Origin of the sequence: Caulobacter sp. CCNWLW153 (assembly GCF_036889365.1) — a bacterium.
GTDB lineage: Bacteria > Pseudomonadota > Alphaproteobacteria > Caulobacterales > Caulobacteraceae > Caulobacter > Caulobacter radicis.
Window position 1 is genome coordinate 17,992 of sequence record NZ_JBAKFV010000003.1, and the last position, 18,608, is coordinate 36,599.

12 protein-coding genes are annotated in these 18,608 nt (G+C 68.8%); 4 read left to right on the plus strand and 8 right to left on the minus strand.

Going from position 1 to position 18,608, the window contains the following annotated elements; translation table 11 throughout:
* Window positions 1-184 precede the first annotated feature (184 nt).
* From V6S85_RS05765 to V6S85_RS05790, 6 genes are all read right to left on the minus strand, one after another.
* Window positions 185-745 carry a TetR/AcrR family transcriptional regulator gene (locus V6S85_RS05765; RefSeq protein ID WP_116563872.1) on the minus strand — a complete coding sequence of 187 codons (561 nt, stop codon included), beginning with the start codon at window positions 743-745 and terminating at the stop codon, window positions 185-187.
* On the minus strand, window positions 742-1,089 hold the full coding sequence (locus V6S85_RS05770; protein ID WP_334348334.1) for a DMT family transporter: 348 nt from the start codon (window positions 1,087-1,089) through the stop codon (window positions 742-744). Before V6S85_RS05770 ends, V6S85_RS05765 begins: the two co-directional genes overlap by 4 nt.
* A gap of 93 nt (window positions 1,090-1,182) precedes the next feature.
* Window positions 1,183-1,794, minus strand: a complete 612-nt coding sequence (locus V6S85_RS05775; protein ID WP_116563868.1) for a TetR/AcrR family transcriptional regulator — start codon at window positions 1,792-1,794, stop codon at window positions 1,183-1,185.
* A 119-nt stretch (window positions 1,795-1,913) separates the two neighbouring features.
* Complete coding sequence (locus tag V6S85_RS05780; protein ID WP_334348335.1) at window positions 1,914-4,838, minus strand: TonB-dependent receptor; 2,925 nt, start codon at window positions 4,836-4,838, stop codon at window positions 1,914-1,916.
* A 118-nt stretch (window positions 4,839-4,956) separates the two neighbouring features.
* Window positions 4,957-5,619, minus strand: a complete 663-nt coding sequence (locus tag V6S85_RS05785; RefSeq protein ID WP_334348336.1) for a class GN sortase — start codon at window positions 5,617-5,619, stop codon at window positions 4,957-4,959.
* Complete coding sequence (locus V6S85_RS05790; RefSeq protein ID WP_334348337.1) at window positions 5,616-7,748, minus strand: marine proteobacterial sortase target protein; 2,133 nt, start codon at window positions 7,746-7,748, stop codon at window positions 5,616-5,618. Before V6S85_RS05790 ends, V6S85_RS05785 begins: the two co-directional genes overlap by 4 nt.
* Window positions 7,749-7,931: 183 nt before the next feature.
* Here V6S85_RS05790 and V6S85_RS05795 point away from each other — a divergent pair, with 183 nt between their 5' ends.
* Window positions 7,932-8,690, plus strand: coding sequence for a helix-turn-helix domain-containing protein (locus tag V6S85_RS05795; protein ID WP_334348338.1), 759 nt, complete (start codon window positions 7,932-7,934; stop codon window positions 8,688-8,690).
* Between the two features lie 291 nt (window positions 8,691-8,981).
* Here the strand turns inward: V6S85_RS05795 and V6S85_RS05800 are convergent, their stop codons facing one another.
* Entirely contained in the window at window positions 8,982-10,496 is a 1,515-nt protein-coding gene (locus V6S85_RS05800; RefSeq protein ID WP_334348339.1) for a tryptophan halogenase family protein, read from the minus strand.
* Window positions 10,493-12,010 (minus strand): tryptophan halogenase family protein, encoded by a 1,518-nt coding sequence (locus tag V6S85_RS05805; protein ID WP_116563855.1) that lies wholly within the window; start codon window positions 12,008-12,010, stop codon window positions 10,493-10,495. Before V6S85_RS05805 ends, V6S85_RS05800 begins: the two co-directional genes overlap by 4 nt.
* 308 nt (window positions 12,011-12,318) lie before the next feature.
* Here V6S85_RS05805 and V6S85_RS05810 point away from each other — a divergent pair, with 308 nt between their 5' ends.
* The 3 genes from V6S85_RS05810 to V6S85_RS05820 all read left to right on the plus strand — a co-directional run bounded on the left by V6S85_RS05810 (window position 12,319) and on the right by V6S85_RS05820 (window position 18,577).
* Window positions 12,319-15,585: a TonB-dependent receptor gene (locus V6S85_RS05810; RefSeq protein ID WP_116563853.1), complete on the plus strand. Its 3,267-nt coding sequence runs from the start codon at window positions 12,319-12,321 to the stop codon at window positions 15,583-15,585.
* Window positions 15,586-15,760: 175 nt separating this feature from the next.
* Entirely contained in the window at window positions 15,761-16,867 is a 1,107-nt protein-coding gene (locus V6S85_RS05815) for an endo-1,4-beta-xylanase (protein ID WP_334348340.1), read from the plus strand.
* Between the two features lie 15 nt (window positions 16,868-16,882).
* A complete protein-coding gene (locus V6S85_RS05820; protein WP_334348555.1) occupies window positions 16,883-18,577 on the plus strand; it encodes a glycoside hydrolase family 43 protein in 1,695 nt (564 codons plus the stop codon).
* Window positions 18,578-18,608 lie beyond the last annotated feature (31 nt).

The window sequence follows — 18,608 nt, forward strand, 5'->3', positions numbered from 1 at the left end:
CGTGGGAGGATGAGGGGTTACGCCGCTGGCCGGTGTTCCGGCGCGCCGTCCTCGGTTCCTAACCCCTCACCCTCCCAGGCTGGCGCCTGGGCCCCTCCCTCTCCCTCTGGGAGAGGGGCGGATCGCGCCATCTCGTCCGGGTCGGTCGCCAGCAGCGCCCAGTGGGTGCGGAAGAAGCCCATCCTCAAGCCTCCCGGGTCATGGCGATCAGCCGGGCCTGGAGGCTCTCGGGAGACACGGTCCCCGGATCGCCGTCGTGCAGCACGCGGGCGAACCAGTAGCCGTCGGCGGCCAGGCGCACGACGTGCAGGCGCGGGTCGGAGTCGGTATCGGCGTGGCGCACGAGGCGCGCGTCGATCCAGGTCCGCCAGCGGCGGCGCAGGGCCGGGTCGGTGACCATCGAGATGGTCAGGGCCTGGCCGCTCAGCGCCTGGTCGCAGCACTCGAAGGTCGAGACCACATAGGCGCGGGTGAACGATCCGTGGCCGCCCTCGTCCTGCGCCATCAGGCGGTCCAGGGCCTCTTCCATCTGCTCGAGCATGAAGTCGAAGACGGCGTCGATCAGGGCCTGCTTGCTTCCGAAGTGATGGAACAGCCCGCCCTTGGTGACGCCGGCGCGGTCGGCGACCGCCTGGACGGTGATGCCGCCCAGGCCCTGTTCCTCGGCCAGGGCGACGGCGGCGTCCAGCAGGGCGCGGCGCACCTGCTCGGGCTGCTTGGGGCGGTTGTAGGCGGTGGTGTTCATCCGTGCCCCAGGGTGCGCGAGAAGAGCTGGGCGACGACCACGCCGCTGACGATCAGGCCGATGCCGATCATCGCCGGCAGGTCGAGCATCTGGCGGAAGAGCACCGCGCCGATGATCGCGGTCAGCACGATCCCGACCCCGCTCCAGATGGCGTAGGCGACGGCCAGCGGCATGTGCTTGAGCGCGATCGACAGCAGGAAGAAGGCCAGGGCGTAGAGGCCGGCGGTGGCCAGGCTGGGCAGCAGTTTCGTGAACTGCTCGGACTTCTGCAGGAAGGTGGTGCCGGCCACCTCGGCGGCGATGGCGCCGGCGAGCATGGCGTAGGCGGAAGCGGGGACGGACACGCGGGGACCTCGGGCTGGGAGGTCTATAAGATACCGTCTGGTTGGTTTGTTTTCAAGCGTGCAAGTGATCCTTCTCCCGCAAGGGGAGAGGGATCATAGGGAGAGCAACCGCCGCACCACGAACTCCAGCATCTGCGGCGTCAGCGGGCGGCGGGTGGCCTGGTTGTTGAGGGCCAGGCCGCTGAGGGTGTCGATCACCAGGTCGGCGTCGGTGTCGGCGGGGATCTCGCCGCGGGCGATGGCGCGTTCGACGACCTGGCGGTTGTAGGCCCGGCGGCGCTGGAAGTCCTCCTGGCCGTTCTGGAACAGCTCGGGCCGCACGCGGCTCTCGGCGATCAGGAAGCTCATGCACGGCCCGACGACGGGGTCGTTGTAGAGGTCGAGCATCGCCTGGCCCAGCGCCACGAGATCGGCGACGACGTCGCCGGTGTCGGGCAGGGTCTCGAACAGGAAGGCCTCGTTGAAGGCCTCGCCCACGGCCTGCATCGGCGTGGCCCAGCGGCGATAGAAGGTGGCGCGGGGGGCGCCGGCCTTGTCGCAGATCTTCTCCAGGGTCAGGCCCGACATGCCGTGCTGGGCCAGCACCTCCAGCGCCGCGCGCTTGAGGCGCTTTTCCACCTCGGGGTCGCGCGGGCGGCCGGGGCCCCGGCGCTTGGCGGGCGGTTCGGTGGGTGTTGCCGAGGGCGGGCCGGGCTCGAAGTCCATGGCCGCAACCTAGAGCGTATTTGCGAACGATGGTCAAAAAAAGCGGCGCATCCGGGGAGGATGCGCCGCCAAAACCGCATGGCGCTGGGAAGGTCGGCCACGCGAAGGAAGGATTGGGATCAGAACTTGCCGCGGATCCCGAGCATGATCTGGCGGCCGGGCTGGTAGTAGGTGTAGGCGGCGCTGTCCCACTGGAACGGGCTGCGCTGGGCCTCCTCGGTGATGTTGATGACGTCGAGGCTGACGCGCGGCTGGGTCGGCAGCTTGTCGAACTGGTAGCTGGCCGACAGGTCCCACTGGCCGCGGGCGTCGGTGTTGATGGTGGCGACCGGAATGCCGTTCTGGCCCGGGCCCGACGAGATCTGGGCGTCGTTCCAGACGTAGGACAGGCGCACCGTGGCCCCGTGCTTCTCGTAGTAGCCGGTGACGTTGTAGGTCCACGGCGAGATGCCGACGGCCTGGGCGGGGGCGCCGTTGCCGCGCGCGTTCTGCTCCACGTGGGTGGCGTTGGCGGTGAAGCCCGCGCCGTCGAGCAGGAAGTCCAGCGGCTGCACCCAGGTGACTTCCTGGCCCAGGATGGTCAGTACGCCGTCGGCGTTGATCTGCTGCTGCACGGTGACCGTCGCCGCGGCCGGGCCGCCGCGGTTGTTGATCGCCTGCTGTTGCAGGTTGGTCAGCTGGTCGAAGGGCACGCCCAGCTGGCTGAACGGGATGGTGTTGGTCCCGTTGACCGTGAAGCCGGTCAGCTCCTTGCGGAACAGGGCCACGCCGATATAGCCGGCGCCGCCGGTGTACCACTCGCCGCCGATGTCGAAGTTGTTGGACGTGTAGGGTTGCAGGTTCGGATTGCCCTGGTTGGCCTGCTGGGCCGAGGGATCCGAGAAGGTGGTGCCCGGCAGCATGGCGCTGGGGTTGGGACGGGTGACGGTGCGCGAGGCCGAGGCGCGCAGGATCAGGTCCTCGCGCAGGTTCCAGGCGACGTTGAACGACGGCAGCAGGCCGTCGTAGTTGCTGGTGCGCGACAGGAACGACAGCACGCCGTTGACAGTCTGCGGACCCTCGATCGTCTGGTCGGTGGAGTAGTAGCGAGCGCCCAGGTTGAAGCGCAGGTCGCGGTCCAGAACCTGGGTCGCGCCGTTGACCTCGACATAGGCGCCGGTGGTCTTCTCGCGGATCAGCCCCGAGGCCGCGCCGGTGGCGGCGGCGGCCGAGAACGGGGCGCTGTCGAGGAAGGCCTGGTAGTTGCTGTCGGCGAAGAACCTGTCCTTGTCCAAGGTGATGAAGCCCAGCGGACCCTGCTTGATGTAGCTGGCGAGGTTGGCCTGCGGGATGGCTGAGCCGGCGCGGCCGTCGCAGGCCGGTACCGGGGCGGGAGCTGGGCTTTGCGGCGTCACTCCGCCGCCGCCGCAGGTGAAGGCCTGCCAGCGGGCGGAGTTGTCGAGCGCGGTGATCGTGCGGCCGACGTCGTCATAGGCGACGCCGAACTTGAAGTTGGTCCCCTTGTCGTCGCCCAGGGTCAGGTCGAAGTGGGCGCCCTTGGTCTGGGTGACGCGCTTTTCGGCCTGGACGTTGACGCGGCCGCCGGCCCACACCCAGCCCAGCGCCGGGTCGTTGAGGTCCTTGTTGGCCTTGATCGACGGATAGTCGCCGCCGCCGTTGGCGTAGGTGACGTTCAGGCCCGAGTTCAGCGGGGTGTTGAACAGCACGGTCGGCGCCTCGCGGAAGAAGACGCTGCGGCTCCAGTTCACCTGGCCGTCCAGCTTGATCCAGTCGTTGGGGCGCCAGGTGAAGCCGGGGTTGAGGTTCAGGACCTCGACGTCCTCCTCGTAGGGCCGGTACTCGAGGAAGAACTGCGAGTTCAGGAACGTGCCCTCGGTGACCACGCCGTCGCCGTTCACCTTCACGCCCACCGGGACCATGAAGTTGGAGTTGCGTACGACCCAGTTCATGTCGATGCGCTCGAACGAGCGGCTGCCCTTGGAATAGAGGGTGTCGAAATAGACGTTCAGCTGGTCGTTCGGACGCCACTCGGCCGACAGCACGTAGGAGTCGCGATCGCGCTCGCCCGAGCTCCAGCTGTCACGGCCCAGGCGCGGCAGCTGCGCGTCCGACAGCTGTTGCAGGGTCGTGCCGGGGTTCAGCGCGGCCAGCAGGGCGTTGTCGATGGTCTGGCCGGGCGTCAGGCCGTTGGACGCAACCCCGGCCGGCACGGTGGAGGCCCAGTTGAAGTTGTTGCCGCCGGTGACGTTGCAGCCGGTGCAGGTCATGTTGGCGTTCGACCAGCCGACGCTCTCGAAGCCGGTGGTGGTGCTCTTGGTGCGGGCGATGGCGACGCCGCCCAGGAGGCCGAACTCGCCGATCGGGGTTTCCCAGGTCTTCGAGGCGATCAGCGAGCCGCGCGGGCTGATGTCGTCGGCCTGGTTGTTCTTGCCGGCCTGCAGCGAATAGATCAGCTGGCCGCTACCCCCATTGGCGCCCTTGTAGTCGAAGGGGCGGGCGCTGCGCATGTTGACCACGCCGGCGACGCCGCCCTCGACCATGCCGGCCGTCGGGGTCTTGTGCACGTCGAGCCGGGTGAAGAGTTCGGTGGGGAACAGGTCGAGGTCGACCTCGCGGTTCTGGTTCTGGCTGTCGGTGCGGCCCGACGAGGCCACCGCGATCTGCGAGCCGTTCAGCAGGATCTTGGTGAAGTTGGTGCCCAGGCCCCGGATGGTGACGTTCAGGCCCTCGCCGTTGATCTCGCGGGTCAGCTGGACGCCCGGGATGCGGTTGAGGGACTCGGCGATGTTGAGGTCGGGGAACTTGCCGATGTCCTCGGCGAAGACCGAGTCGGTGAAGGCGACGCTTTCGCGTTTGGCGTTGGTCGCGTCGGCCAGGCTCTTGCGATAGCCGGTGACGACGATCTCCTCGACGGAGTCGGCCTCGGCGGCCCGCGGCGCGGGCGCCGTCTGGGCCAGGGCCGGCAGGGCGGCGAGGGCGGTGGTCAGGCAAGTGGCCCCGATCAGGACCTGGCGGATTCCGCGCGTGCGGTGGCTGGACGACATCGATTCACTCCCCTGGCGCTTCTGGCTTTCGCGCTTTTCGTCTCGACCGCCGCCGTCCGCCGTTGCGCGGCGATACGACTGGTAGCGGTCACAGAAGTGAACGGCTACGAGGTAAGGCCTATCGTGTCAAGGTGGTCATACCTTTGCGATCGTGTAGGTCGGACAAGGTCAAGCTTGTCTCCACGGGCCTGGCCATCACCACGTAGCGCATCGGTCCGCGGGCCTTGGCGGCCAGCGGCCAACAGGTGGCCAGGACCAGGCCGCGTCCCGGCGCGCGGGGATCCAAGCCCGAGGCGTCCCAGCGCACGACCCGGGCGCCGACCACCTCGAAGCGGGCGACCTTGCCGTCGGCGCGCTCGACCAGGATTGGGTCGCCGGGGCGGACCTTGGCCAACACGGCGAAGTGGGTGTCGCGGTGGGCGGCGTAGACGGCGGTTCCCCGATCGCCGGCCTGGGGCGTGCCCGCCACGTGGCCGGGACCGAAGGCCAGGGCCTGGCTGCTGGCGCCGTCGAGCGCGATGACCCGCTCGCCCTGGCGGGGGAAGGCGATGCGGGCCGTCGGCCAGGTGTCGGCCCAGCGCCAGGGGCGGACCGGCGCGCCGCCCTGACGGACGCTCTGGTCGAAGGCCCGCTCCAGAAGCACCTGGGCCAGGGCCGCCTTGGCGTGGATCCACAGGCCCTGGCCGCACAGGACCAGGCCGAGGCTCCCGGCCGCCAGGGCCGGGAGCAGGAAGGGGAGTCGCCGGCGGGCGGCTCCCAGGATGGTCGCCAGCCGGCTCACGCCGCGACCTTTCGCCGGCCCAGCACCCAGCCGCCGGCGCCGAGCACGAGCGCCAGGCTCATCAGGCCAAGGCCCATCAGGATCAGCATCGGCGCGTCGGTGGCTGTCTGCGGCAGGTCCAGCTGCGCGATCTGTTGCTCGGGATCGGCCGGGGCGTCGCCGTTCCCGGTCGCGGCCTTGCGGTTGAACAGGGCGTCGAAGTCCCAGCCGGCCGGCAGGTTCAGCGGCAGGTCGCTGCGCAGCAGCGGGGCGTCTGCGGGGCGGGACGGGGTCTTGTCGACCGCCACCAGGCTGGTCTGGCTGGTCACCAGGCCGTGGTCGAGGCCCAGCTTCAGCACTCGCGTGTCGGCCTCGTCCTCGGTGATCTGGGCCAGGCTGCGGGCGACCTCGGCGTCGGTGATCTTGCGGCGCGCCCAGAGCTTGGAGATGCCTTTGCCGGCCTCGGCGTCGCGCAGGCGGATCCTGGTCTGCCAAGGGCGGCCGTCGATGACGCCGCTGATCGTCAGCACGCCGTCCAGGTCTTCGACGTGCGCGGCCAGGGTGACCGGCTCGCCGCGATAGAGGTCGGGCAGCACGGCGGGGGCGGCGTCTGACGTCGTGCCCTCGAAGCGGGCGACCAGGTTGGTGGCCACGGGGCTTTCCAGCTTGTCGAACAGGGCGCGCATGGCCTCCTCGACCCCGTCGGTGGAGCCGATGTGGGTGAAGGTCCCGCGGCCCAGTTCGGCGGCGCGGCTCATCAGGTGGCTGTTGGGAGCCGAGCCGATGCCGACCATGAACACCCGCGAGCGGCCGTGGCCGGCGCCGATGGTGTCGAACAGGCCCTGCTCGTCGCCGATCGCGCCGTCGGTCATGAACACCACCTGGCGCACGCGGCCATTCTCATCGCGCCCATTCTCATCGCGCAGGGCGGCGGCCATGGCCGGGACCATCTCGGTGCCGCCGGTGGCCTCCAGGCCCGAGACGAACTTGCGGGCGCGGGTGAGGTTGGCGGCGTCGGCGGCGACCGCGCCCTCGAACAGCACCGTCAGGGTGTCGTCGAAGCGCACGACGTTGAAGCGGTCGCCGGGTTTCAAGTTCGAAAGGCCGTACAGCAGGCCGGCCTTGGCCTGGCGCATCGACTCCCCGCCCATCGAGCCGGAATTGTCGATGACGAAGATGATGTCGCGGGCCGGCGGCGGACCGGCGCGGGCGGCGATCGGCGGAGTGACCTGGGCCAGCACGTAGTGGGCGCCGGCGGTCTTCTCGCGGAACAGGGCGACGCTGGGCGCGGCCAGCGGAACCGGCTTCCAGGTCAGCACGAAGTCGCGGTCGGCCGGAACCTGGCCCTTGGACAGGGTGATGACCTTGCCGCTCTTCTCGTCGCGGACGTCGACGCCGTGGGTGGCGCTGGCCACCGCGCCCAGCGGGAAGCCGGCGCGCAGGTGGACGGTCAGGGTGACCGGGTTGATCGCGCCGGCGACCTTGGGATCGACGATCGCGGCGCGGCTCTCGGGCGTGGCCGCCGTGCCGGGCGAGGCGTAGCGCGGGGCCACGACCAGCGGCATGCGCAGAGAATACTCGCCGGCCGAGACGGCGATGGGGGCCTGGTACTCGATCTGCACCAGCACCGTCTCGCCGGGCGCGACGTTGGCGACGGCGTTGGTGAACATGTTGGGGCGGTTCTGTTCGACCAGGGCCGCCTTCTTGCCCTGGGCCTTGGCCGCTTCGTAGATTTCCTGGGCCTCGGCGCGCTTCTTGATCTCGCCGACGATCACCTTCCTGCCGACCACCATCTTCAGGGTGTCGACCGCGCCGTCCTGGGGCAGGGGATAGACATAGACGGCCTCGACCCAGCGGCCCGTGTCGTTGCGGAAGGCCTGGGTGACGCGGCCGCGCACGGTCAGGCCGCTGACGGTCATGTCGATGTCGGTTCCCAGGCGCACGGCCTCGACCACCTGGTCGCCGCCCTTGGCGCGCATGATCAGGCCGCCAGAAGCAGGCTCGGAGACCTCGGCGCGGCCGGTCCCGGCCAGGGCCAGCAGGAGCAGCACCCCCAGGGCGAAGGCCTCGCAGAGGATGGGCAACCACCGGGCGGGACGGGCGCCGGAGGCGACGCGGGGCTTGGGCGCGCCGACGTCTTGAGCGGACATGGGAGGATCTCCTTGGGGCTCGAAAGCAGGTGATCTCCCTTGTCGTCACAGGCGGGCGCCGCCGCGAGCGGCGGGATTTGCAATCTTCGTGAGGTATCCGTGCAGCTTGTCCGGAGGCGGGCTTGCCGCGACCGGAGCGGCGCCGCATTGTGCGGAAATGTGCGGATTCGTGAGGCCTTGCCGATGACCCTGGCGCCGGAAGCCGAGCTGCCGGACGAGCAGAGCCTGGCCATCGCCGCGCGCGTGCGCGAGGCGCTGGCGCGTCGCCGGATGTCGCGCCAGCAGCTGGCCGACCGGGCCCGGATCAGCATCTCGACCCTGGAGAAGGCCCTCAGCGGCCGTCGGCCCTTCACCCTGGCCACGACCATCCGGCTGGAAGAGGCCCTGGAGCAGCCGCTGCGCGCGGCCGCGCCTGCCGCGCTCGCCGCCGTGACGGGCCTGGCCCCCGAGGCCCTGGGGGCCTATTCGCGGCCGGCCGTGACCTGGCTGGAGGGCGAGTACCTGACCCTGCGGCCCTCGTTCGAGGACCCGGCCGCCGTCTACGCCTATCGCACCGAGATCGTGTGGGACGACGAGGCCTCGAGCCTGGTGTTCCGCGAGGCCGCGCGGCAGGACGCCGAGTTCACCCAGCGGGGCGCGGTGTCGCTGTCGAACCAGTCGGGCCACACCTACCTGATCACCAACGAGCTGGGCCAGTTCCGGCTGATCATCCTGGGCCGGCCGGCGATCGGCGGCGAGATGTACGGCATGCTGACCACCTTGCAGGTGGGCCAGGGCAGCCACCTGACGCCGGCAGCCGCCCCCATCGCCTTCGTGCCGTTGCGCCGCGTGGCGCAGCCGGCCTTCGGCCGCGTCGGGCCGGACGCGGCCGCCTACGGCGACTACCGCGCCGCCCTGGCCCGGGTCACCAACAAGGGCTTCGCGCGCTTCTTCGCGGGTTAGGGGGAAGCGAAACCGCGCCCTTCGACAAGCTCAGGGTGAGGTTTTCGACTGAGCCGCCGAGCCTGAAATGGTCCTCATCCTGAGCTTGTCGAAGGACGAGGACCATGACGGGAACTAGGTCTGATCGACATTCATCGACGGCCGCGCCCTCAATCCGTTCTTCCCCGCGAAGGCGGGGACCCAAGCGGAGGTTGCGGGTTGCTCGCGGCCGCGCCGTATCCTGAAATGCAGCTTGGATCCCCGCCTTCGCGGGGAAGCTCGGTGAGATAGCGACCTGATTGTCGATCCAACCTAGGCCGCCCGCGCCCCCGCCACCCGCTCGGCCACGAAGCTCATGTGGTCGGGCATGCCCTCGGCCGAGCGGGCGATGACGGCGCGGATCTCGTTCATGCGGGCGCGCAGCAGATCGTCGCTCATGATGTCGGCCATCGGGTCCCAGCCCTTGGGCTTGAGGCCCTGGCCGACCATGACGGCGAACCAGGAGGTGTCGTTGAACAGCTCCTCGTTCTCGCGGAAGATCCGGCCGTGGCTTTCGAAGACGGCGATCTTGTCGGCCAGGTACTCCGGGATTTCCATCTCGCGCAGATAGTCCCAGTAGGGCGTGTCCGAGCGCTGCGTGGCCTTGTAGTGCAGGATGAGGAAGTCGCGGATCTTCTCGTACTCGAAGGTCATCACCCGGTTGTAGCGGTCGATGTCGGGCTGCTGGAAGCGGCGGTCGGGGAACATGGCCAGCAGGCGCGAGATCCCCACCTGGATCAGGTGGATGCTCTGGCTTTCCAGCGGCTCCATGAAGCCGGCCGACAGGCCGATGGCCACGACGTTCTTGTTCCAGCTCTTCTTGCGGCGACCGGCCTTGAACCGCAGCGTCCAGGGATCGGCCAGGGCCTCGCCGTCGAGATTGGCCAGCAGGTAGGCCGTGGCCTCGTCCTCGCTGATGTGCTGGCTGGAGAAGGCGTAGCCGTTGCCGATGCGGTGCTGCAGCGGGATGCGCCATTGCCAGCCGGCGGGGCGGGCGGTGGCGCGGGTGACCGGATCGGTCGAGCCGCCCGAGGCGCAAGGGACCGCCACGGCGCGGTCGTTGAGCAGCCAGTGCGACCAGTCCTCGAAGCCGCTTTTCATCGCGCCCTCGATCAGGAGGCCCCGGAAGCCCGAGCAGTCGATGAAGAGGTCGCCCTCGACGACGGTTCCGTTCTCCAGCGTCACCGACTGGACGAAGCCGTCGGTCCCGCGCAGGGCGACGTCGACGATCCGGCCCTCGATGCGGCGCACGCTGCGGGCCTCGGCGTAGTCGCGCAGGAAGCGGGCGTAGAGGCCGGCGTCGAAGTGGAAGGCGTAGGCGATGTCGCCCAGCGGCGAGTTCTTCTGGCCGGTCGGGCGCTGGAACCTGGCCTTCGCGGCGGCCAGCGACTGCAGGGAGTATTCGGACAGGTCGGCCGCCTCGCCCATGGCCTGGTAGCGCAGCCAGTAGGCGTGGAACGACACCCCTTCCATGTCGACGCCGTAGGGGCCGAAGGGGTGATGGTAGGTGTGGCCGATCTCTTTCCAGTCGCGGAACTCGATGGCCAGCTTGTAGGTGGCCTTGGTGCGACGCAGGAAGTCGTCCTCGTCCAGGCCCAGCATGCGGTTGAACATGTTGATCTGGGGGATGGTCGACTCGCCGACCCCGACGGTGCCAATGGCCTCGCTTTCGATGACCGTGACCTTGGTGACGCCGTCCTTGAGGAAGCGTCCCAGGGCGGCGGCGGTCATCCAGCCGGCGGTGCCACCGCCGACGATGACGACGTGGCGGATGCGGTCGTTGGTCATGCGGCGACTCCTTGCGGCGCGCCGCAGTAGCGGGCGACGAACTCGGCGTGGTCCGGCATCGCCTCGGCGGTGCGGGCGATCAGGGCGGACAGGTGGGAGAGGCGCTGGCGCACCTGATCCTCGGGCAGGCTGTCGACCAATGGATCCCATTCCTCGGGCACGATCCCCTGGCCCAGCAGCACGGCCAGCCAGTTGGGCTCGTGGAACAGGTCGTATTCCGACGGGAACCAGCGGCCGCGGTGGGCGAACAGCTCCATGCGCCGGGCCAGGCTGTCGGGCACGGTCATCGACGACAGGTAGCGCCAGTAGTCGGTGTCGTCGCGGCGGGTGGCGTGGAAGTGCAGGATGACGAAGTCGCGGATGCGGTCGACCTGCTCGGCGGTCAGGCGGTTGTATTCGTCGATTTCCAGCGGATCGACGCCGTTGCGCGGGAACAGGGCCAGGAGCTTGGTGACGCCGGCCTGGATCATGTGGATGCTGGTGCTTTCCAGCGGCTCGATGAAGCCGGCCGACAGGCCGATCGAGCAGACGTTCTTTTCCCAGGCGCGCTCGCGGCGGCCCGGCGTGAAGCGCAGGAAGTTGGGCTCGTCGGTCGGGGCGCCGTCGAGGTTGGCCAGCAGGGTGTCGAGCGCCCGCTGGTCGTCGACGTGATGGCTGGAATAGACGTAGCCGTTGCCGATGCGGTGCTGCAGCGGGATGCGCCACTGCCAGCCGCCCTCGCGGGCGGTGGCGCGGGTGAACGGGGTGAGGCCGTCGCCGCCGAGCTGGCAGCCGATGGCCACGGCGCGGTTGTTGGGCAGCCAGCGGCCCCAGTCCTGGTAGGGGACCTTCAGGGCCTGGCCGATGACGAGGCCGCGGAAGCCGGTGCAGTCGACGAAGAAGTCGCCCTCGACGCGGCGGCCGTCCTCAAGCACCACGGCCTCGACGAAGCCGGTCCCGGCGTTCTGGTCCACCCGGCCGATGCGGCCCTCGATGCGGACGACGCCGCGCTGTTCGGAAAAGCCGCGCAGGAAGCGGGCATAGAGGCCGGCGTCGAAGTGGTAGGCGTATCTCAGGCTCGACATCACCTTGGACGGGTCGGGGTCGGGCAGGGCGAAACGCCAGCGGCGGGCGGCGGCCTCGGTGAGGTTGTAGTCGCCGATCGGACCGGCGAGGTCCGCGAACTTGCGCCAGACCTGGTGGAACTTGATGCCCTCCAGGTCGAGGCCGAAGGTTCCGAACGGGTGATGGTAGGTCTCGCCGACCGCGCCCCAGTCGACGAACTCGATGCCCAGCTTGAAGCTGGCCTTGGTGGCCCGCATGAACGTCGGCTCGTCGATGCCGAGCATGGCGTTGAAGGTCAGGATCGGCGGGATGGTGGCTTCGCCGACGCCGACCGTGCCGATGGCTTCGGATTCGACGAGGGTGATCTTCAGCCCCTGGGCGCTGAGCGTCTTGGCCAGCGCCGCGGCCGTCATCCACCCGGCCGTGCCGCCGCCCACGACGACGACGGACCTCACGCGTTGGTCTGACATGATACGCTTTCCCGCCCCAGAAGATCTTATGTCCGCACGGCTTTGAACGCCGTTTCAAGCAGGTCGTAAATTGACTGCGCTGTCCGCATTTGTCACGTTTCCCGCAGGCGAAAAATCGCCGAAGCACCTCTTTTGTCGGAAAAGTCGTTTCAAAACAAAAAGATGGACGGCGCTTCGAGTGACGTTACAGGGTTATGTCAACGCCCTTGACGTGGTCGACCTTTGCCATATCATCAGACCAATAATGGTCTCGACATATGACCAATGGTAGCGCTACCGCGTTGCCGATCCTGGGGAGGAATACAAGAATGAGCTCCGTCAACGGAGCGTCCGCGACGCGTGGGCGCCAGACTCTCGGCGACAACCTGAAATTCGGCCTGAAGTGCGGGGCGTCGGCCCTGGCGCTGAGCCTGGTGTTCGGGGCGTCGGCCCTGGCCCAGACGACCGCTCCGGCCAGCGGCAAGACCACCGAGGACACGGTCGACGAGGTGGTCGTCACCAGCATCCGCCAGAGCCTCAAGAGCAGCCAGCAGCTGAAGCAGTCGTCCGAGATCATCGGCGACTCGATCACCGCCGAGGACATCGGGGCCCTGCCGGACCGCTCGGTGACCGAAGCCCTGCAGCGCGTGCCCGGCGTGTCGATCAACCGCTTCGCCGCCGGCGTCGACCCCGACCACTTCTCGGTCGAAGGCTCGGGCGTCGTGGTCCGCGGCCTGAACTTCGTGCGCTCGGAACTGAACGGCCGCGACACCTTCACCGCCAACAACGGCCGCATCCTCAGCTTCGCCGACGTGCCGTCGGAACTGATGGGCGGCGTCGACGTGTTCAAGAGCCCCTCGGCCGACCTGATCGAGGGCGGCATCTCGGGCACGGTGAACCTGCGCACGCGCCTGCCGTTCGACAGCAACAAGCGCATCCTGTCGATGTCGGCCGAGGCCAGCTACGGCGACATGGTCAAGGAATGGAAGCCGACCTACTCGTTCCTCTACAGCGATCGCTTCGACACCAGCTTCGGCGAGGTCGGCGTCCTGGCCAGCTTCGTCAACTCGCAGCTGGCCAGCCGCAGCGACGCCATCCAGGTGTCGAACTTCGGCTGCCGCACCAACCTGGGCGTCTCCAGCGCCGACTGCGGCAATGGCACGAAGGGCGTGTGGTTCCCGCGCGGGGCCGCGTTCCGCTCGACCACCAACGACCGTGAACGCCAGGGCCAGGCCGGCGCGATCCAGTGGAAGAGCAACGACGGCACGATGCAGGCCTCGCTGCAGTACCTGCGCTCGAAGTCGACCGTGAAATGGACCGAGCACGCGGTCGAGATCGCCACCGACAACGTGGCCGGCAACGGCGACTCGCGCCCCGCCGACGGCACCACCTTCTCGTTCGACGAGGACGGCGTCTTCACCAACGGGATCATCACCGGCGTCACCGGCTGGCGCGCCGACCAGAATGGTTCGGATCCGCGCACCCCGATCAACGGCCTGCAGTCGAACAACGTCCGCCGCGACGAGAACACGACCAACATCACCACCGACTACGGCTTCAACTTCAAGTGGACGCCGAACGAGCACTGGGGCGTGCTGTTCGACGCCCAGCACGTGGACTCGACGGTCGACGCGATCAGCATGGGCATATGGGGCTCGACGTTCCAGAACGCCTCGATCAAGCTCAACGGCAGCGACCTGCCGGACGTGAAGTTCACGGCCCCGTCCAGCGGCACGGCGGTGTCGAACTGCGCGCCGTTCAACAACAACTGCCCGTCCTACACCCGCGGGACCCACGCCAGCCTCAGCGACCCGTACAACAACTTCTGGCGCTCGGCGATGGACCACATCGAGCAGTCGGAAGGCACCGAGGACGCGGTCAAGATCGACGTCGAGTACAAGCTCAACAACGACAGCTGGCTGGACTCGATCAAGGGCGGCGCCCGCTGGTCGGAACGCGACCAGACCACTCGCTTCTCGGCCTACAACTGGGGCGTGGTCAGCGAGATCTGGGGCAGCGGCGGCCCGGTGTGGATGGACGATCCCATCAACGGCAATCCCAACACCGCCGGCGGCGCAAACAGCACCCAGTTCGTCGAGGCCTATGCCTTCAACAACTTCCTGCGGGGCAAGACCGGCGTGCCGACGGGCTCGGATCCGCGCCTGTTCTTCTCGCAGAACGTGGTCGACAACTACGGCTCGGTCTCGCAGTTCCTGCTGTCGGTCGGCGACGAGTGGCGTGACCGCACGGTGCTCGACGCGCAGACCGGCCAGAGGTGCCCGCAGAACTGGGTGCCGCTGGCGCAGCGTTGCGGCGTCACCGCCGGCACGCCGTTCCGTCCGCAGGAGATCAACCCGGTCAACGAGGTGACCAAGGCCGCCTACCTGATGGCCCGCTTCAAGGGCGATGTCGGCGACTACAAGATCAGCGGCAACATCGGCCTGCGCTACACCAAGACCGATCGCGAGGCGACCGGCTACCTGGCGTTCCCGATCTCGACCAGCCTGGCCACCGACGCCGACTGCACCCTGGCGTTCAACAACTGGCTGGCGCTGCCCGAGCCCAAGCCGCCGTTCGTCGCCTCGTCGTTCTGCTCGCTGACGCCGCAGGTGCGGGCCGCGGCCCGGGCCTGGTCGAACGGCGCCCTGACGCCGAGCATCGCCAAGGCCTCGTTCGACTACTGGCTGCCCAGCCTGAACGTGAAGATCATGGCCCCGCACGGCCTTCAGTACCGTCTGGGCGTCTCCAAGACGATGACGCCGCCCGACATCGGCCTGACCCGCAACTATTACAACCTGGCCCTCAACACGAACAACGACGGCATCACCAACGGCCAGCCGTCGGGCAACGTGACGGTCGGCAACCCCTTCCTGAAGCCCACCCAGTCGACCAATGTCGACGCCTCGGTGGAGTGGTACTTCGCGCCGGTCGGCTCGCTGACCTTCGCGGCCTTCTGGAAGGAGCTGAGCGACGTCGCCACCAACACCACCGCGCGCGTGCCGTTCACCAACAACGGGGCGACGTTCGACGTGCTGGTGACCACGCCCGGCAACTCCGACAAGAAGGCGACGGTCAAGGGCTTCGAGATCGGCTACCAGCAGTTCTACGACTTCCTGCCCAAGCCGCTGGACGGGTTCGGCATCAACGCCAACTACAGCTACATCGAGAGCAGCGGCGTCCCGCAGAGCACCCTGTCGGCGACCGACCCCGACGTGGCCGCCGGCCGCGTCACCACGGTCGACACCAGCAAGCTGCCGCTGCAGGGCCTGTCCAAGCACAACGTCAACTTCGCGGCGATCTACGAGAAGGGGCCGGTGTCGGCGCGCCTGGCCTACAACTGGCGCTCGGACTTCCTGCTCACCGTCCGCGACGTGATCGTGCCCTACGCCCCGATCATGAACGAGGCCACCGGCCAGCTGGACGGCTCGTTCTTCTACACCGTCAATCCGAAGGTGAAGGTCGGGGTGCAGGCGGTGAACCTGCTGAACGAGACCACCCGCACGACCCAGGTGCTCAACAGCAACCTGCTGAAGACGGGTCGCTCCTGGTTCATGAACGATCGGCGCTACACCTTCGTGCTGCGCGCCAGCTTCTAGTACCGCGTACCCGGGCGCGCGGCCCTCGCTCTTCGCCGCGCGCCTGTTTCTCCTGCCGACTTCATCCGCGCATCGTTGCCTCCGACGGAGGATCTGGGCGCGCCTCGGGCGCATCCAGGGCGGTGCGTGGTTTCTTTGAGTGGGGTTCCGTATGATTACCCGTCGCGATGCCTTGATGGGCGCCGCCGCCGTCGCCCTCGCTTCGCCGGCCCTGGCCGAGAGCAAGGTCCAGCCGCTCAAGTCCCTCGCCGCCCAGAAGGGCCTCGTCTTCGGCAGCGCCGTGGGCGCGGGTCCGCCGGGATCGCTGACCGGCTCGTTCGAGGACGCCCGCTATCGCGCCATCCTGGCCGACGAGTGCGGGGTGCTGGTCCCCGAGAACGAGCTGAAGTGGTACGTGTTGCGCCCGGCGGAGAAGACCTTCGCCTTCGAACGCGCCGACCGCATCGCCGCCTTCGCCGCCGAGCACGGCGCGGGCCTGCGCGGCCACACCCTGCTGTGGCATCACCCGCAGTGGTTTCCGGCCTGGCTGAAGGACTACGACTTTGGGGCCAAGCCCGCCGCCAGGGTCGAGGCCATGCTGGCCGAGCACATCGACCGGGTGTGCGCCCACTATCCGCAGATCTATTCCTGGGACGTGGTCAACGAGACCGTCGATCCCGCCGACGGCGCCCTGCGTCGCACGGTCTTTTCCGACGCCATGGGCGGGGTCGAGCCGGTGCTGGACGCCTCGTTCCACCTGGCCCGCAAGGCAGCCCCCAAGGCCCGGCTCGTCTACAACGACTATATGAGCTGGGAGGTCGGCAACGAGAAGCACCGCCATGGCGTGCTCAAGCTGCTGGAGGGCTTTCGCAAGCGCAACGTTCCGGTCGACGCCCTGGGGATCCAGAGCCACATCGGGGCCGAGAACGCCGACAGCTTCACGGGCTTTGGCCGGCCGCAGGAAAAGGAATGGCGGGCCTTCGTCGATGAGGCGGTGGGTATGGGCTATGACCTGGCGCTCACCGAGTTCGACGTCCACGACAAGGGCCTGCCGGTCGACTTCGCCGCTCGCGACGCGGCCGTGGCGGCCTATGGCAAGGCCTATCTCGACCTGATGCTGAGCTATCGCCAGACCAGGGAGCTGCTCGCCTGGGGCATGGTCGACAAGTACTCGTGGCTTCAGAACCAGTGGCTGCGCCAGGACAAGGCCCCCAAGCGGCCGACGCTCTACGACGACGCCTACGCGCCGAAGCCTTTGCGTCAGGCGGTGGCCCAGGCCCTGCGCGACGCGCCAGCGCGCTAGGGGAGGGCGGTGGTGATGCTGCGTCTCGCCCTGGCTCCCGCCCTGACTTTGTCGCTGCTGGCCGGCGCCGCCCAGGCCGCGCCCCTGGCGCCCGGCGCGGCCGCCTTCGACGAGTTCGTCTACAGCGGCAAGGACCCGACCGACGCGCCGCTGGCGGCCGGCCAGTACGCCAACCCGATCCTCAAGGGTTTCTATCCCGATCCCAGCGTCACGCGGGCAGGGCAGGACTACTACCTGGTCAACTCGACCTTCGCCTGGTTCCCCGGCATTCCGGTGTTCCACAGCAGGGACCTGGTGAACTGGACCCAGATCGGCAACGCCATCGACCGACCCGGCCAGCTGGACTTCAAGCGGCTGGCGATGTCGCGGGCGGTGTTCGCGCCGGCCATCACCGAGCACGCGGGGGTGTTCTACATCCTCAACACCTGCGTCGACTGCGGCGGCAATTTCCTGGTCACGGCCAGGGACCCGAAGGGGCCGTGGTCGGATCCGGTGTGGCTGCCGGAGATCGACGGCATCGACACCTCGCTGTTCTTCGACGGTGACGGGCGGGCATGGATCGTCAACAACGGCCCGCCGCAGGGACCCTCGCGCTATGACGGCCACCGGGCGATCTGGATCCAGGAGTACGATCCCAGGGCCGGCAAGATGGTCGGGCCGCGCTCGGTGCTGGTCGACGGGGGCGTGGATCCCTCGACCAAGCCGATCTGGATCGAGGGGCCGCACATCCAGAAGGTCGACGGCCGCTACTACCTGACCGCCGCCGAGGGCGGCACGGCCGAGGGCCACTCGCAAGTGGTGCTGAGGTCCGACACGGTGACCGGACCCTACGCGCCCCATGCCGGCAACCCGATCCTGACCCAGCGCGACCTGCCCAGGGACCGCGCCCATCCGATCACCTCGGCCGGCCATGCCGACCTCGTCCAGACTGGGGACGGCCAGTGGTGGGCGACTTTCCTGGCCGTGCGGCCCTATGGCGACGATGCGTACAACACCGGCCGCGAGACCTTTCTGATGCCGGTGGAGTGGAAGGACGGCTGGCCGGTGATCCTGCCAGGCAAGACGGCCATCCCCTACGCGGCCAAGCGGCCGAAACTGCCGCCGGGGCCTGCGCCGAAGATTCCGACCACCGGGGCCTTCACCGTGCGCGAAACCTTCGACGGCAAGGCCCTGGGCCTGGACTGGATGACCATGCGCATCCCGGCCGGGCGGTGGTGGGATCTGAAGGACGGGGCGCTGGTGCTGACGGCGCGTCCCGACCGGCTGGGCGGGTTCGAGCAGCCGTCGATCTGGGCGCGCCGCCAGCAGCACATCAACGCCAGCGCCGAGACGACGGTGCGCTTTTCGCCGAAGGGCGACGGCGACCGGGCCGGGATCGTGGCGCTGCAGAACGACGAGTTCTTCTACGCCCTGACCGTGGCCGGCGGCGCGGATGGTCGGCCCGAGGTGCGGCTGGAAAAGCGGGCGGGGCGGAAGGATCCGGTCGACGGCGTCGTCGTGGCCCGCGCGCCGCTGGGCGTGGCGGCCGGCGCTCCGGTGCGGCTGCGGATCGAGGCGCGCGGCGGGCTCTACGACTTTTCCTACGCGCCCGGCGACGGCGCCTGGAATAGCCTGGCGCGGGACCAGGACGGGACCATCCTGTCGACCAAGGTCGCCGGCGGCTTCGTCGGGACGATGCTGGGCCTCTACGCCCGAGCCGACGCGCGGTGAGACGCCGAGACCTGCTGGCGGGCGCTGTCCT

Coding starts and splice junctions, on each gene's coding strand:
- V6S85_RS05810 (WP_116563853.1), top strand. CDS start 12,319: ATGAGCTCCGTCAACGGAGCGTCCGCGACGCGTGGGCGCCAGACTCTC.
- V6S85_RS05780 (WP_334348335.1), bottom strand. CDS start 4,838: ATGTCGTCCAGCCACCGCACGCGCGGAATCCGCCAGGTCCTGATCGGG.
- V6S85_RS05815 (WP_334348340.1), top strand. CDS start 15,761: ATGGGCGCCGCCGCCGTCGCCCTCGCTTCGCCGGCCCTGGCCGAGAGC.
- V6S85_RS05820 (WP_334348555.1), top strand. CDS start 16,883: ATGCTGCGTCTCGCCCTGGCTCCCGCCCTGACTTTGTCGCTGCTGGCC.
- V6S85_RS05805 (WP_116563855.1), bottom strand. CDS start 12,010: ATGTCAGACCAACGCGTGAGGTCCGTCGTCGTCGTGGGCGGCGGCACG.
- V6S85_RS05790 (WP_334348337.1), bottom strand. CDS start 7,748: ATGTCCGCTCAAGACGTCGGCGCGCCCAAGCCCCGCGTCGCCTCCGGC.
- V6S85_RS05795 (WP_334348338.1), top strand. CDS start 7,932: ATGACCCTGGCGCCGGAAGCCGAGCTGCCGGACGAGCAGAGCCTGGCC.
- V6S85_RS05800 (WP_334348339.1), bottom strand. CDS start 10,496: ATGACCAACGACCGCATCCGCCACGTCGTCATCGTCGGCGGTGGCACC.
- V6S85_RS05775 (WP_116563868.1), bottom strand. CDS start 1,794: ATGGACTTCGAGCCCGGCCCGCCCTCGGCAACACCCACCGAACCGCCC.
- V6S85_RS05765 (WP_116563872.1), bottom strand. CDS start 745: ATGAACACCACCGCCTACAACCGCCCCAAGCAGCCCGAGCAGGTGCGC.